Source organism: Pseudomonas sp. GV085 (assembly GCF_003050925.1).
Lineage (GTDB): Bacteria > Pseudomonadota > Gammaproteobacteria > Pseudomonadales > Pseudomonadaceae > Aquipseudomonas.
Window position 1 is genome coordinate 205,902 of sequence record NZ_QAOV01000012.1, and the last position, 13,636, is coordinate 219,537.

The 13,636-nt window shown below is 61.0% G+C and carries 15 protein-coding genes; 5 read left to right on the top strand and 10 right to left on the bottom strand.

The genetic code is table 11. The features are described from left to right. Positions 1-8 precede the first annotated feature (8 nt). From C8K63_RS23585 to phoB, 3 genes are all read right to left on the bottom strand, one after another. On the bottom strand, positions 9-1,349 hold the full coding sequence (locus C8K63_RS23585) for a hemolysin family protein (RefSeq protein ID WP_108218866.1): 1,341 nt from the start codon (positions 1,347-1,349) through the stop codon (positions 9-11). Between the two features lie 123 nt (positions 1,350-1,472). Beyond that, a complete protein-coding gene (phoR, locus tag C8K63_RS23590; protein WP_256594985.1) occupies positions 1,473-2,759 on the bottom strand; it encodes a phosphate regulon sensor histidine kinase PhoR in 1,287 nt (428 codons plus the stop codon). 75 nt (positions 2,760-2,834) lie between these two features. Then, the gene (gene phoB / locus C8K63_RS23595) at positions 2,835-3,524 is read right to left on the bottom strand and encodes a phosphate regulon transcriptional regulator PhoB (protein WP_003229608.1); all 690 of its coding nucleotides are present in this window, start codon (positions 3,522-3,524) and stop codon (positions 2,835-2,837) included. Between the two features lie 154 nt (positions 3,525-3,678). Here phoB and C8K63_RS23600 point away from each other — a divergent pair, with 154 nt between their 5' ends. Further along, positions 3,679-4,062, top strand: coding sequence for a hypothetical protein (locus C8K63_RS23600; RefSeq protein WP_108218868.1), 384 nt, complete (start codon positions 3,679-3,681; stop codon positions 4,060-4,062). 60 nt (positions 4,063-4,122) lie between these two features. On the opposite strand, the gene ubiA is transcribed toward C8K63_RS23600, so the two are convergent. Then, positions 4,123-5,013, bottom strand: a complete 891-nt coding sequence (gene ubiA / locus C8K63_RS23605; RefSeq protein ID WP_108218869.1) for a 4-hydroxybenzoate octaprenyltransferase — start codon at positions 5,011-5,013, stop codon at positions 4,123-4,125. Further along, complete coding sequence (locus C8K63_RS23610; protein WP_108218870.1) at positions 5,013-5,576, bottom strand: chorismate lyase; 564 nt, start codon at positions 5,574-5,576, stop codon at positions 5,013-5,015. The genes ubiA and C8K63_RS23610 overlap by 1 nt, the downstream gene beginning before the upstream one ends. Positions 5,577-5,776: 200 nt before the next feature. Here C8K63_RS23610 and C8K63_RS23615 point away from each other — a divergent pair, with 200 nt between their 5' ends. The 3 genes from C8K63_RS23615 (at position 5,777) to C8K63_RS23625 (ending at position 7,584) form a co-directional block, all read left to right on the top strand. Continuing rightward, positions 5,777-5,947, top strand: coding sequence for a rubredoxin (locus tag C8K63_RS23615; protein ID WP_007995385.1), 171 nt, complete (start codon positions 5,777-5,779; stop codon positions 5,945-5,947). 18 nt (positions 5,948-5,965) lie between these two features. After that, the gene (locus tag C8K63_RS23620) at positions 5,966-7,114 is read left to right on the top strand and encodes an NAD(P)/FAD-dependent oxidoreductase (protein WP_108218871.1); all 1,149 of its coding nucleotides are present in this window, start codon (positions 5,966-5,968) and stop codon (positions 7,112-7,114) included. Positions 7,115-7,308: 194 nt separating this feature from the next. Then, complete coding sequence (locus C8K63_RS23625) at positions 7,309-7,584, top strand: HU family DNA-binding protein (protein WP_003195589.1); 276 nt, start codon at positions 7,309-7,311, stop codon at positions 7,582-7,584. 131 nt (positions 7,585-7,715) lie between these two features. Here the strand turns inward: C8K63_RS23625 and C8K63_RS23630 are convergent, their stop codons facing one another. After that, a complete protein-coding gene (locus tag C8K63_RS23630) occupies positions 7,716-8,066 on the bottom strand; it encodes a DUF6124 family protein (RefSeq protein WP_108218872.1) in 351 nt (116 codons plus the stop codon). Positions 8,067-8,454: 388 nt separating this feature from the next. On the opposite strand from C8K63_RS23630, the gene C8K63_RS23635 reads away from it, so the two are divergent. Further along, complete coding sequence (locus tag C8K63_RS23635; RefSeq protein ID WP_108218873.1) at positions 8,455-8,838, top strand: helicase; 384 nt, start codon at positions 8,455-8,457, stop codon at positions 8,836-8,838. An 83-nt stretch (positions 8,839-8,921) separates the two neighbouring features. Here C8K63_RS23635 and C8K63_RS23640 read toward each other — a convergent pair whose 3' ends face one another. From C8K63_RS23640 to C8K63_RS30640, 4 genes are all read right to left on the bottom strand, one after another. Then, a complete protein-coding gene (locus C8K63_RS23640; RefSeq protein ID WP_108218874.1) occupies positions 8,922-10,322 on the bottom strand; it encodes an aminoacyl-tRNA deacylase and HDOD domain-containing protein in 1,401 nt (466 codons plus the stop codon). Positions 10,323-10,400: 78 nt separating this feature from the next. Beyond that, positions 10,401-12,476, bottom strand: a complete 2,076-nt coding sequence (gene recG, locus C8K63_RS23645; RefSeq protein WP_108218875.1) for an ATP-dependent DNA helicase RecG — start codon at positions 12,474-12,476, stop codon at positions 10,401-10,403. A gap of 9 nt (positions 12,477-12,485) precedes the next feature. Beyond that, complete coding sequence (locus tag C8K63_RS23650; protein WP_108218876.1) at positions 12,486-13,415, bottom strand: hydrogen peroxide-inducible genes activator; 930 nt, start codon at positions 13,413-13,415, stop codon at positions 12,486-12,488. After that, positions 13,412-13,636 (bottom strand): hypothetical protein (locus tag C8K63_RS30640; protein WP_218279804.1); only part of this gene is annotated, 225 nt, incomplete at its 5' end. The genes C8K63_RS30640 and C8K63_RS23650, both read right to left, overlap by 4 nt.

A 13,636-nucleotide genomic window follows, 5' to 3' on the forward strand; every position in this document is an offset into this window, starting at 1 on the left:
GGGATGCCTCAATCCAGCATCAACACCTTGGCCAGAACGATCTTCGGCCCTTTCATCTTCTTGATGATGATCCGCAGGCCTTCGACTTCCAGCACTTCTTCCTCTTCCGGAACGCGCTTGAGGCTTTCGTAGACCAGCCCGGCAAGGGTTTCGGCTTCGACGTGGTCGAGGTCGATGCCCAGCAGTCGTTCAACCTTGAACAGCGGCGTATCGCCCCGCACCAGCAGCTTGCCCGGCTGATACGCGAGGATCCCGCGTTCGGCCTTGCGGTGTTCGTCCTGGATGTCGCCGACCAGCACTTCCAGCACGTCTTCCATGGTCAGGTAGCCGATGATGTTGCCGTCGGCCTCTTCGACCACAGCGAAGTGCGAGCCGCCCTTGCGGAACTGCTCCAGCAACTGCGACAGCGGCATGTGCCGCGATACACGCTCCAGCGGGCGGGTCAGTTCGGCCAGGTTGAACGACTCGGGAATGTGGTCCAGCGCCGCCAGTTCCAGCAGCAGATCCTTGATGTGCAGCAGGCCGACGAACTCCTGGCGCTCGCTGTCGTACACCGGGTAGCGGCTGAATTTGTGGCGACGGAACAACGCCAGGATTTCCTTGAGCGGTGCATTGAACTCGAGGGTGACCAGGTCTTCGCGGGAGTTGGCCCAGTCGACCACTTCCAGCTCGCCCATTTCCACTGCTGACGCCAGAACGCGCATGCCTTGGTCGCTCGGATCCTGACCACGGCTGGAGTGCAGGATCAGTTTCAGTTCTTCGCGGCTGTAATGGTGTTCGTGGTGCGGGCCGGGCTCACCTTGGCCAGCGATGCGCAGGATCTGGTTGGCGCTGGCGTTGAGCAGGTAGATGGCCGGGTACATGGTCCAGTAGAACAGGTACAGCGGCACGGCGGTCCACAGCGACAGCAATTCGGGTTTGCGGATCGCCCAGGATTTCGGGGCCAGCTCGCCGACCACGATGTGCAGGTAGGAAATGATGAAGAAGGCGGAGAAGAACGAAACCGCCTTGACCACTTCAGCGGAATCTACGCCCACAGCACTCAGCACAGGCGCCAGAAGGTGCGCAAACGCAGGTTCACCGACCCAGCCCAGGCCCAGGGAGGCGAGGGTGATACCCAATTGGCAGGCCGACAGGTAAGCATCGAGCTGACTGTGCACGGTGCGCAGGATGTGCCCGCGCCAGCCGTTTTTGTCAGCGATGGCCTCGACCCGGGTCGAGCGCAGCTTGACCATGGCAAATTCCGCCGCAACGAAAAATCCGTTGAGCAAAACCAGGATCAGAGCAAAAAGAATCATGCCGAAGTCGGCGAAAATTGTAGCGAGGGTCAAGCCAGGGGAAGGGTCCATGATGGAGTTTTGCGGGTTCCGTGTATTCGAATGGGAAGTAAAAGCCGCGCCTGAAAGGCAGACGCAAGTCAGCCAATGTAGCGGCTGACCGGCCAGTTGCCTAGTGGTGCGTGCTGACCGGTATCAGTCAGCGGTGCTGATAACCCGGGATTTGGTGACTTGGGCCGGAGCAAAGTGGCAGGTAAAGGTGCTGCCGTGGCCCGGTACGCTGCTGATTTCCATCCGCGCCCGATGTCGTAACAAGACGTGCTTGACGATCGCCAGCCCCAGGCCGGTGCCCCCGGTGTTGGAGTTGCGGCTGGAGTCGACGCGATAGAAGCGTTCGGTCAAGCGCGGCAGGTGTTTGGCATCGATGCCGATCCCGGAATCCTGCACGCTCAGGTGCGCCCCCTGGTCATCGCCCCACCAGCGAATGCGGATATTGCCTTCGGCCGGGGTGTATTTCACCGCGTTGAACACCAGATTGGAAAATGCGCTGCGCAACTCCGCTTCGCTGCCCTTGAGCAGTATCGTCGGGTCGGCTTCCAGGGTGATTGTCTGGTTTTTCTGGCCGGACAACTGCTGCGCATCGCTCTTGATCGATTGCAGCAAGCCGTCGATCGGCACCGGCTGGTTGTCCGACGGATAATCGGTGGCTTCCAGCTTGGCCAGCAACAACAGGTCGTTGAGCAGGGTCTGCATGCGGCCGCCTTGTTGCTGCATCTGCTGCAAGGCACGGCTCCAGCGCGGGTTCACCTCGTCGACGTTATCGAGCAAGGTCTCCAGGTAGCCGCAGATCACCGTCAATGGTGTACGCAGTTCATGGGAAACGTTGGCGATGAAGTCTTTGCGCATTTGCTCAAGCTGATGGATACGCGTCACATCGCGCACCAGCATCAAGTGTTCGTTGTTACCGTAGCGGGTGATGTACAGCTGGATGCGCACGCGGTCGTTGGTGGGCGAAGGAATTTCCAGCGGCTCGGCGTAGCTGTCTTGCTCGAAGTATTCCTTGAAGCGCGGATGGCGCACCAGGTTGGTCACCGGCTGGCCGCTATCCTGCGGGGTCTTGAGGCCCAGCAGGGTTTCGGCGGCGCGGTTCCACCATTCCAGGTTGCCATCGCTGTCGAGCATGATCACCGCATCTTTCAGCGCGGCGGTGGATTCCTGAACCCGGTCGATCACTGCTTGCAGGCGCCCGCGTACCCGTTGGTCGCGGCGTTGCAGGTGGTAGATGCTGTCGAACACCTCGCCCCACAGACCGTAGCCGTCGGGTGGCGCTTCATCGGGTTTGTGCAGGCGCAGCCACTCGTGCAGACGCAGCAATTGCTTGAGGGTCCAGGCCAGGTAAAGGCCCAGGCCTGCGGCGAGGCTCCAGCCGTATAAGCCTGTGATCAGGCCGATCACCAGGCAGGCGGTGACCAGCAGCAGCATGTGGCGAATCAGGGTGCCATGCCAGTTTTGGTTCACGAAAAAAATACGTCCTTGAAAGTGGAACCGCTGCGATCATCAGGCCTTGGTCGAGAACCGGTAGCCAGTGCCGCGCACGGTTTGTACCAGATTTTCGTAAGCATCGCCGAGGGCTTTGCGCAGGCGTCGAATGTGCACGTCAACCGTACGCTCTTCGACGTAGACGTTGCCACCCCAGACCTGATCCAGAAGTTGGCCACGCGTGTAGGCGCGCTCCTGGTGGGTCATGAAAAATTGCAGCAGGCGGTATTCGGTCGGGCCCATCTCGGCAGGACGGCCGTCGATGGTCACGCGGTGGCTGATCGGGTCCAGCAGCAGGCCGCCGACTTCGATTGGCGCCTCGCCATCGGTCGGTCCGGCGCGACGCAGCACGGCCTTCAGGCGCGCGACCAGCTCACGTGGGGAAAACGGCTTGGTGATGTAGTCATCGGCGCCGACTTCCAGGCCCTGGATCTTGTTGTCCTCTTCACCCTTGGCGGTGAGCATGATGATCGGGATGTCCCCGGTCAGTTCATCACGCTTGAGGCGACGGGCCAGTTCGATGCCGGACGTGCCTGGCAGCATCCAGTCGAGCAGGATCAGGTCCGGTTTGCGGTCGACGATAATGGCGTGGGCCTGCTGGGAGTTTTCAGCCTCCAGGCAGTCATAGCCGGCCATTTCCAATGCAACGGCGATCATTTCGCGAATAGGCGCTTCGTCGTCGACGATCAGAATGCTCCTGCCAACCATGCCCTTATTCCTCTTGTCATTTAACTGTCTTGCGCCGCATTAGATAACGGAATTATTGCAGTCGTGTGACAGTATTTTAGTCGGTCGGCGATTGGCTGGATCCTGGGCTAAGCTTTAAGTCCGAATCCTGACATCCACAAAAGGAAGGTTTCAAATGAATCTACACTCGCAATCCCTCAAGGCCCTGCTGCTGGCCGCTGCCCTGGCATTGCCTTCGATGGCCTTCGCCGCCGGACCGGGCATGATGAAAGACGGCATGATGACCGACCAGAAAGGGATGACCCTGTACACCTTCGACAAGGACATGGGCGGCAAGTCGATGTGCAACGGCGACTGCGCCAAATACTGGCCGCCAATGATGGCGCCGGCGGGTGCCAAGGCCGAAGGTAAATGGACAGTCATCAAGCGTGACGATGGCAAGATGCAATGGGCCTATGACGGCAAGCCGCTGTACTACTACGAAGACGACAAAAAACCCGGAGACATGACGGGTGACAAGAAAAAAGACGTCTGGCACGTCGTTCGCGAGCATATGTAATACCGCAAAAAGATCGCAGCCTTCGGTAGGAGCTGCCGCAGGCTGCGATCTTTTCAAAGGTCAACGCAGCGCATAGTCCAGCACAATCCCGACGAAAATCGCCAAACCTGCCCAGTGATTGTGCAAAAACGCCTTGAAACAGCGCATCCGGTCCTTGCTTCGGGTATACCAGAATTCCCACGCAAAACAGCCCGCCGCCGCCAGCAAGCCGAGATGGAACCAGCCACCGAGCTCGAACTTCGACCCTGCCAGCAACAAGCAGCCCAGCGCCAAGCCTTGCAAGGTCAGGATGATCGCCCGGTCCGCGTCGCCGAATAGAATCGCCGTGGACTTCACGCCGATCTTCAGGTCGTCATCGCGGTCAGTCATCGCGTAATAGGTGTCGTAACCCACGGTCCACATCAGGTTGGCGATCCACAGCAGCCACGCGACAGCCGGCAATTCACCGGTTTCGGCGGTAAAGGCCATCGGCATGCCCCAGGAAAACGCCGCGCCCAGCACCACTTGCGGGTAATAGGTGTAGCGCTTCATGAACGGGTAACTGAATGCCAGCGCCAGGCCGCCCAGTGACAGCCAAACGGTCGCGGCATTGGTGCACAGCACCAGCAGGAAACTCACGCCCATCAGCAACGCGAAGAACACCAGCGCCTCTTTGGAGCTGATCTTGCCGCTCACCAGCGGCCGCTGTTCGGTACGCTTCACATGGCCATCGACCTTGCGGTCCGCCCAGTCATTGATCACGCAGCCGCCGGCGCGGGTCAGCACCACGCCGAGGACGAAAATAACGATATTGGCCAGGGACGGCGAACCCTTGCCGGCAATCCACAGCGCCCACAGCGTCGGCCACAGCAGCAGGTAAATACCGATCGGCTTGTCCATGCGGGTCAACTGAATGAAGTCCCAGGCCCGAGGGTTCAAGCGGTTCAAGGACTTGAGCAGGCTTTGGTACATCAACGGTTCTCCGATTGGGCGCAGGTGGCGTCCCACAGGGAAGGCAGGAAAATTTCGGCCACCAGAACACTCAAGGCGCCGCGGTCGAAACGCGAACGGCGGCCCCACAGCCCTGGCGATTGCACCTCGGCGGGCAGCCACGCTTGCGGATAATGGCAAACCTCGATGGCCCGGCGCTGGAAGGCCTGATCGCAAAACAGCAATTCGCCCAGCGAGCGGCTGCCCAATTCGTCCATGTGCAAGCCGTCGCCTTGCAATGCACTGCGTGACGCCACGCTGCGCGCAAACACCCACGCCTGGCCGTGACCGCGCAAATACACCTCACGTACCCAGCCCTCACTGCCTTCGGCCAGGTCCAGCGCTGCGCATTCGTCGGCACGCAGGGGTTGCCAGCCTTCGAACATCGGCGAGACGCTGAAGGCATCATTCGACAGATGAATCAGACGTCTGGTCAGCGAGCCTTCGTCGAACAGCCAATCGAGGGTGGAGGCATCGGGGAGGGGCGCCAGTTCGCTGCGCGAGAGCCAGAGAGGAGCTGGAGAGGGGGATTCTGTGTGATGCACAATGAGTCATTGTTGGCAGCAAATGAGGCGGCGAGCTTAACATGTCAGCCGCCGATATCGATTGAAATGGCCTGCCGTTGCGCCGAACAGGCTTGCATCTGACGGCTCCGATCAGTACAAAACGCGCTGAGTTGGACGGCAGTGCTACAACCATCGACCGTCCGGCCGGCAAAACGCCTGAACCCTGAGGAAGTACCTGAATGAAAAAGTGGCAATGTATCGTCTGCGGCCTGATCTACAACGAAGCCGACGGTTGGCCGGATGACGGCATTGCGCCGGGCACCCGTTGGGAAGACGTCCCGGCAGACTGGCTGTGCCCGGACTGCGGTGTGGGCAAAATGGATTTTGAAATGATCGAAATCGCTGCCTGAATAATTGAGGAGTAAGGAATGAACGCACCTGTCGTCATCATTGGCACCGGCCTGGCGGGTTACAACGTGGCCCGCGAGTTTCGCAAACTCGATAGCGAAACCCCGCTGCTGCTGATTACCGCCGATGACGGGCGCTCCTACTCCAAGCCGATGCTCTCCACCGGCTTCGGCAAAAACAAGGATGCCGACGGCCTGAGCATGTCTGAACCCGGCGCCATGGCCGAACAACTCAAAGCGGAAATACGCACCCACACCCGCATCAGCGGCATCGACCCGGGCCACAAACGCCTGTGGATTGGTGAAGAAGCGGTGATCTACCGCGACCTGATCCTGGCCTGGGGCGCCGAAACCGTGCGCGTGCCCATCGAAGGCGACGCGGCGGATTGCGTCTTCCCCATCAACGACCTGGAAGACTACGCACGTTTCCGTGCGGCGGCAGCCGGCAAGCGCCGCGTGCTGCTGCTCGGTGCCGGCCTGATCGGCTGCGAGTTCGCCAACGACCTGACCCTGGGCGGCTACGAAGTGCAACTGGTTGCACCGTGCGAACAAGTCATGCCGACCCTGTTGCACCCGGCGGCCGCCGCTGCGGTACAGGCTGGCCTCGAAAGCCTCGGCGCGCGCTTCCACCTTGGGCCAGTGCTCAACCGCCTGCAACGCGTGGCTGACGGCCTGGAAGCGCACCTGTCCGATGGCCAGGTGATCCCGTGCGACGTGGTGGTCTCGGCCATTGGCCTGCGCCCACGGGTCGACCTCGCGGCAGCGGCCGGTCTGCAGGTCAGCCGCGGCGTCATGGTCGACCGGCACCTGAAAACCTCCCATGCCAACATCTACGCCCTGGGCGATTGTGCCGAGGTCGACGGGCTGAATCTGCTGTACGTCATGCCTCTGATGAGTTGTGCGCGAGCGTTGGCCCAAACCCTCGCCGGCAACCCGACCGCCGTCACCTATGGCCCGATGCCGATCACCGTCAAAACCCCGGTCTGCCCGTTGGTGGTATCCCCGCCGCCACGGGGCGCAGAGGGCATCTGGACAGTCGAAGGGCAGGGCGCCGACATCAAGGTGTTATGCCGCGATACCGCGGGCAAGCTGCTCGGTTATGCCCTCACCGGCGCCGCCGTGATGGAAAAACTGGCCCTGAACAAAGAGCTTCCGGCGCTGTTGGCATAAATACCGGTCGTTCTGTCGGAATCACCCCCCTTTTGCCCTAACAATGGCCGCGCCGATACTGGCGCGGGGCCTCACTGCGTGCCATCCTCACTCCCGTCTGCCGCAGAGTAGAGCACCTGCGGCGCTTTTGGCGCTGCTCCGCAGAGAGCAGCACGGACATAACAACAACAAACCGTCAAAGGGGCTTCACTCACATGCGTAAACCAGACCTCGCCGCAGCCATTGCTGAAAAAGCAGACCTCACCAAAGAACAAGCCAACCGCGTTCTCAACGCCGTTCTTGAAGAAATCACCGGTGCCCTGCACCGCAAAGACAGCGTGACGCTGGTGGGCTTCGGCACCTTCCTGCAACGCCATCGCGGTGCCCGCACCGGCAAAAACCCGCAAACCGGTGAGCCCGTCAAAATCAAGGCCAGCAACACCGTTGCGTTCAAGCCAGGCAAATCGTTGAAAGACAGCGTTAATCCGTAATCCGTTTTCACCTCCCGCGTCGCGGGGGAGTGGAATAAAAAATGGGCACGCCAACCAGGGTTGGGTGCCCATTTTTTGTGGGTGGCGAATCAGCCGAGCCCGCTGTGTTGCTTGGCGAGAATCGCCGCCATTTACGGCTCATCCAGATGATCCAGCGCCCGCTCTACCAGCAAATGCGCCCCCTCAGCCACGCGACTGATCGCCAGGGCTACAGAGCGGCGCGAGCCGTCTATATCGTCGGCCAGGTCAGCGGCGATGGCGCTGATGGACAGCAGATCTTCCGAGGCGTTGGCCAGGAGTGCTTCGGTGTTGATGTCCGGGCAGACACTGAAGAGCTGGCCGCTGCGTTTCGTTGGTGTTTGTTTTGGTGGGGCGAGACAGTGATCGAGGGCGCGTTCGGCGGCTTCGTGGAGTTTTTTGGAATTGAGGGATTCGTAGGGGGATGTGGCTTCGTTTTCGGATGCGTCGGGTATCGGAGTCATTGGTGTAAATCCTTGGTTAAGAAGTTTTGCTCCCGATTTCGGACTTGCACATCCGGTCGCCGTTTTTGGTGGTGACGATCAGAGGTTATCGATGAATTCAAAATTCGCCTAGGTCATGTATGGCGCAGCATTTTGAAGGAAGATTCCGATAGGTTTGCAGGGTAGAGGGGGCAAAAGATCGCAGCCTTCGGCAGCTCCTACAGAATGTCTTTCTTCAGGTACAGAAGTGGCGTGTGGAGTGGCCGGAGTGATGTGTTGATAATTGTGACTTAGTAGTCATCGTGCAGGTAATGGTAATGATCTTCTCCTAATGCAGCTGGATACTGGTGTTATCGCCTGAAGCCGTTAAACTGCCCCGGCCGTTCATTTTTCTCTTGAGGCTGTGCGCATGAAGTTTCGTTTTCTGCTGTGGATGCTGGGTTTTTTGATGGGTAAGGCCAGCCGGACCAATGCGGCGTTTCAGCAGCAATTGGGTGACAAGGACCTGGTGTTTCAGCTGCAGACCCTGGACGGGAAAGTGGCGCGGCATTTCCGTGTGAAGGACCGGCGCATTACCAGCCAATCGGGTGTGCATGCCGAGCCGGCGTTTGCGATTGCCTTTAAAGACGCCGCGTACGGCTTTGCCACGATGCAGGCGAAGAACAAGCAACTGGCGTTCATGACGGGGATTCAGGACAAGTCGATTCAGATCAAGGGCAACCCGGCGCTGGTGATCTGGTTCCAGGGGCTGACCAAGTATTTGAAGCCGAAGAAGGCCAAGGCCAAGGCTTGAGAGCTGTCAGTTAGACCGCGTGATACTCATCGCGAGCAGGCTCGCTCCCACAGGGATCACCTGATTCCTGCTCGCGATGCTTTTCAGCCCTGGGTGAACTGCGAAGCCAGTTCGCGCAGCAGCACTTCGGCCTCGAGGACTTTGCTGACCACGTCGTTGGCTTTTTCGCGGCTCAGGCCAAGGCGTTCGAGCAGGGCGTCGGGGATGCCTTCGTCCGGACCAGAGCCGATGCCACGGCTGCGCAGCAGGCGTACAGACAGGCACACCAGGTTCGGGTATTCGGCGTAGGCGCCATCGTAGGCCGGGTCGTGCTGGAAGCGCAGGGCGGTGGCCAGTTCTTCAGGCATGTCCCAGAAACGCATCAGCCATGTGCCGATCTGTTCCCGGCTGATGCCCAGCAGGTGTTGTTCCACGAAACTGTGGCACAGGTGCGGGTTGACCTCCAGGTGGCGGCAGATCAGTGAGAAGTGCGGCGGGAACACGTGGGCCAACAGCAGGTAGCCGAAGTTGTGCAGCAGGCCGGCCAGGTAGGTCAGGCCGGCTTCCGGACGCTGGGCGCGCGGCATGGCGCGGGTCAGGCCTTCGATGACGGCGGCGGTGTAGATCGACTGCTGCCAGTACGGCGTGGAGTGTTGCGGGTGGTCTTTGGGCAGGCTCAGGGTTTTGCCCAGGGCCAGGCCCAGCGCCAGGTTGATCACCAGGTCGAAGCCCAGCACGCGCACGATGGCGTCTTCCACCGAGCGGATCTTGCCCGGAGAGGCGTAGTACGGCGATGCCGCCCAGCTCACGACTTGTGCGGCCAGCGCCGGGTCGGTTTCGACCACGCCGGTGATGTCGTCGATGGTGGCGTTGGGGTCGACGCGCAGCTTGATGATTTTTTGCGCGGTTTCGGCCAGCGGCGGAATCTCGATGGTCGCTTCCAGGCGCTGCTGGATACGCCGCGCGGTGAACGCCTGGACGGCCTGGGTGATTTCCTCGCGGTCGTCATCGGGGCGGTCGAGGTTGGGGCGGATGCTGGTCAGGTTTTCGCCGAAGTTGGCGGCGCTGGCCTTGGTCAGCATGGTCTTGAAGTCTTCACTGGAGATTTCCAGCAGCACGCCCGGCTCACCGGAATTGACCAGCAGCTTTGGTTCGCGCAGCAGGCTTTCTTCGTACAGGCACGGCGAGCTGGTGAGCGCCGGCAGGCCAGGCAACAGGCTCAGGTTGTGCTTGCCGAGCATTTTTTCCAGGCGTTCGACGGGTACGGCAGTGAGGCGGCGACCGGTGAGTTCGGTCAGGCGATTGAGGTCGAGCAACTGGCTCTGCGGGAACAACACCATCAATGCGCCGACGCTGTCATCCAGCAGAACGGCCTGCACTTTGCGCGCGGCATTGAGGCCGTGATGGTCCAGCACTTCTTCGTAGGCAATGGCCAACTTGCCCAGCATCAGCCGAATAACCGACGGAGCGTGCGGGGTGGCGGGTGCTTGGGCAACTTCGGTCATGGACTGTATCCGTTTCAAAACAATTGCAGGAGTATAACCAGCTTGCTCAAACCCATGGCCCGGAAACTGCGACGGTGCTTAGACTTGGCCGTATTGCTGCCCGTGACGTAGCCAGCGGTCGAGTAGCGGGCTGACGTGGGTTGGCCAGCGCTCGAGCAATGCCTGGGCGGCATCCCGTACGGCGGGCAACAAATCGGCATCGCGCATCAGGTCAGCGACTTTGAATTGAAGCAGGCCGGTTTGCCGGGTGCCGAGCATTTCGCCGGGGCCGCGCAGTTCCAGATCCCTTTCGGCGATGACGAAACCATCGTTGGTTTCGCGCATGATGCCCAGGCGCTGGCGGCCGATCTGCGACAGCGGCGGATGGTAGAGCAGCACGCAATGGCTGACGGCGCTGCCCCGGCCGACGCGGCCGCGCAGCTGGTGCAGTTGCGCCAGGCCCAGGCGCTCCGGGTTCTCAATGATCATCAGGCTGGCGTTGGGTACGTCCACGCCCACTTCGATCACCGTGGTCGCGACGAGCAGTTGCAGGTTGCCGGCCTTGAACTCGGCCATCACCGCGGCTTTTTCCGCAGGCTTCATGCGGCCGTGGATCAGCCCGACTTTCAACTCGCCGAGGGCGGCGGTGAGGTCCTCATAGGTGGTTTCGGCAGCCTGGCAGGTCAGCTCTTCCGACTCTTCGATCAGCGTGCACACCCAGTAGGCCTGGCGCCCTTCGGCGCAAGCGCTGCGTACCCGCTCGATGACTTCGACCCGGCGGGTGTCGGTGATCAGTACGGTGTTGACCGGAGTTCGGCCCGGCGGCAGTTCGTCGAGGATCGAGGTGTCGAGATCGGCGTAGGCGCTCATGGCCAGCGTGCGCGGAATCGGCGTGGCGGTCATGATCAACTGGTGCGGGCACATGCGCCCGCCGACGCCCTTCTGCCGCAAGGCCAGACGCTGCTGCACGCCGAAGCGGTGCTGCTCGTCGATGATCACCAGCGCCAGGTTCTTGAATTGCACTTCATCCTGGAACAGCGCGTGAGTACCAACCACCATCGGTGTGCCGCTGGCGATTTGCTCCAGCGCGGCTACGCGGTTCTTGCCCTTGAGCTTGCCGGCCAGCCACGCGACTTCGATGCCCAGCGGTTCGAGCCAGCGCTTGAACGTGATGAAGTGCTGCTCGGCGAGAATCTCGGTGGGCGCCATCAGTGCGACCTGATAACCGGCCTCCAGCGCTTGCAGCGCAGCGAGGGCGGCGACTACGGTTTTGCCGGCGCCAACGTCGCCCTGGATCAGCCGCAGCATGGGTTCGTGCTGACTGAGGTCGTATGCGATTTCGTTGCCGACCCGTTGCTGGGCACCGGTCGGGTTGAAGCCGAGGTTCGCCAGGTACTTAGCCGGCAGTTGGGTGGCTTTGGGCATTGCCGGCGCGCGCAGGGAGCGCATGCTTTCACGCAGACGCTGTTGCGACAATTGATGGGTCAGCAGTTCTTCGAAGGCCAGACGGTGCTGCGCCCAGTGGTGACCGAGGGCCAGTTCATCGACGTCGGCATCGGCGGGTGGGTTGTGCAGGTAGCGGATCGCATCGGCCAATGGCGCCAATTGGTAGTCGCGAGCCAGTTCGTTCGGCAGCCAGTCGGGCAGGCTGCTGGGGCCGAGCAGGGTGAGGGTCTGCATGCACAACTGGCGCAAGCGCTGTTGGGTCAGGCCTTCGGTGAGCGGGTAGACCGGGGTCAGGGTTTCATCCACCGGCGGCGGTTCGTCACCGGTGATGGCGCGGTATTCCGGGTGGTAGATCTCCAGCCCCGAAGCACCGGGCCGTGCCTCGCCGTAGCAGCGAATCCGCGTGCCGCGTTTGAGGCCTTCTTTCTGCGCGTTGCTGAAATGGTAGAAGCGCAGGCTTAAGCCCCCGGTGCCGTCCTGTAGTCGAACCACCAGGCTGCGTCGCCGGCCCATGACCACGTCGGCGCCGCTGACAGTGCCTTCGATGACCGCGTCCTGTCCGGGTCGCAATGCGCCAATCGGAACCACGCGGGTGCGGTCCTGATAGCGCAGCGGCAGGTGAAACAGCACGTCCTGGAGGTTTTCCAGGCCGACCTTGGCCAGTTTCTCGGCCATGGCTTCACCGACACCCTTGAGTGCCGTCACCGACACTTGCGACAACTCGCTCATGACCGTTGCTTAGCCCGCAGCGACTTGTGCCGCTGGCTTGGCCACCGAGCACAGGCGAATGGAGTCGGCGAGGATTTCAATCGCCTTCGGACGCGGGAAGCTCGCGCGCCAGGCAATGGCCACGGTGCGGAACGGTACGGGTGCCGAGAGCGGGCGCACTTCAATCACGCCGGGGGCGTAGTGATGGCTGTCGACTGCCGATAAAGGCAGGATCGAGATACCCAGGCCGGACGCGACCATGTGGCGAATGGTTTCCAGGGAGCTGGATTCCACCGTGGTGTGCTTGGCGCCGTCGTTGCCTTTCGTCAGGGTCGGGCATGCTTCCAGTACCTGATCGCGGAAGCAGTGGCCTTCGCCGAGCAGCAGCAGGCTCTTGTCGTTGAGCAGGTTGGCGTCGATGGATTCTTTTTGCGTCCACGGGTGCTGGGCCGGCATCAGTACGTAGAAGGGCTCGTCGTAGAGTTGCAGGGTCAGCACGTCGGCTTCATTGAACGGCAGGGCGATGATGATCGCGTCGAGCTCGCCGTTGCGCAGTTTGTCGCGCAGCACGTGGGTGAAATTTTCCTCGATGTACAGCGGCATCTGCGGGGCGACCCGGTGCAGTTGTGGAATCAGGTGCGGAAACAGGTAAGGCCCGACGGTGTAGATCGCGCCGACTTTGAGCGGGGCGGTCAGTTGATTCTTGCCGGCCTGGGCCAGTTCGCGGATGCCCTGGGCTTGTTCCAGCACTTTCTGCGCCTGGGCGACGATGCCTTCGCCGACTGGGGTCAGGCGCACGGCGCTTTTGCTGCGCTCGAAAATCAGCACACCGAGTTCGTCTTCAAGCTTTTTCACGCCCACCGAAAGGGTCGGCTGGCTGACGTGGCAACGCTCGGCCGCGTGGCCGAAGTGCTGCTCTTGGGCGAGGGTAACGATGTAGCGTAATTCTGTAAGAGTCATAGCAAGCGTCCATGAAGTTGCGGGCCAAGCATACCGGCTGCAATCGATAGACGCACGTTATCAGACTGTACGTGTCGAGTGACACTGGGCAATGCGAAAGGCAAAAAAGATCGCAGCCTGCGGCAGCTCTTATCAAACAAAAAATAACCCATTGTTTTTGCTCTAAAAATTATCCAGCCATCACCAACTGCATGCCCAGCTTGCGCGCCTTGTGTTCCAAG

Bases quoted from the DNA above. Each gene is read 5' to 3' on its own strand.
- C8K63_RS23585 (WP_108218866.1), bottom strand. From the start codon at position 1,349: ATGGACCCTTCCCCTGGCTTGACCCTCGCTACAATTTTCGCCGACTTC.
- phoR (WP_256594985.1), bottom strand. From the start codon at position 2,759: ATGCTGCTGCTGGTCACCGCCTGCCTGGTGATCGGCCTGATCACAGGC.
- phoB (WP_003229608.1), bottom strand. From the start codon at position 3,524: ATGGTTGGCAGGAGCATTCTGATCGTCGACGACGAAGCGCCTATTCGC.
- C8K63_RS23600 (WP_108218868.1), top strand. From the start codon at position 3,679: ATGAATCTACACTCGCAATCCCTCAAGGCCCTGCTGCTGGCCGCTGCC.
- ubiA (WP_108218869.1), bottom strand. From the start codon at position 5,013: ATGTACCAAAGCCTGCTCAAGTCCTTGAACCGCTTGAACCCTCGGGCC.
- C8K63_RS23615 (WP_007995385.1), top strand. From the start codon at position 5,777: ATGAAAAAGTGGCAATGTATCGTCTGCGGCCTGATCTACAACGAAGCC.
- C8K63_RS23620 (WP_108218871.1), top strand. From the start codon at position 5,966: ATGAACGCACCTGTCGTCATCATTGGCACCGGCCTGGCGGGTTACAAC.
- C8K63_RS23625 (WP_003195589.1), top strand. From the start codon at position 7,309: ATGCGTAAACCAGACCTCGCCGCAGCCATTGCTGAAAAAGCAGACCTC.
- C8K63_RS23630 (WP_108218872.1), bottom strand. From the start codon at position 8,066: ATGACTCCGATACCCGACGCATCCGAAAACGAAGCCACATCCCCCTAC.
- C8K63_RS23635 (WP_108218873.1), top strand. From the start codon at position 8,455: ATGAAGTTTCGTTTTCTGCTGTGGATGCTGGGTTTTTTGATGGGTAAG.
- C8K63_RS23640 (WP_108218874.1), bottom strand. From the start codon at position 10,322: ATGACCGAAGTTGCCCAAGCACCCGCCACCCCGCACGCTCCGTCGGTT.
- recG (WP_108218875.1), bottom strand. From the start codon at position 12,476: ATGAGCGAGTTGTCGCAAGTGTCGGTGACGGCACTCAAGGGTGTCGGT.
- C8K63_RS23650 (WP_108218876.1), bottom strand. From the start codon at position 13,415: ATGACTCTTACAGAATTACGCTACATCGTTACCCTCGCCCAAGAGCAG.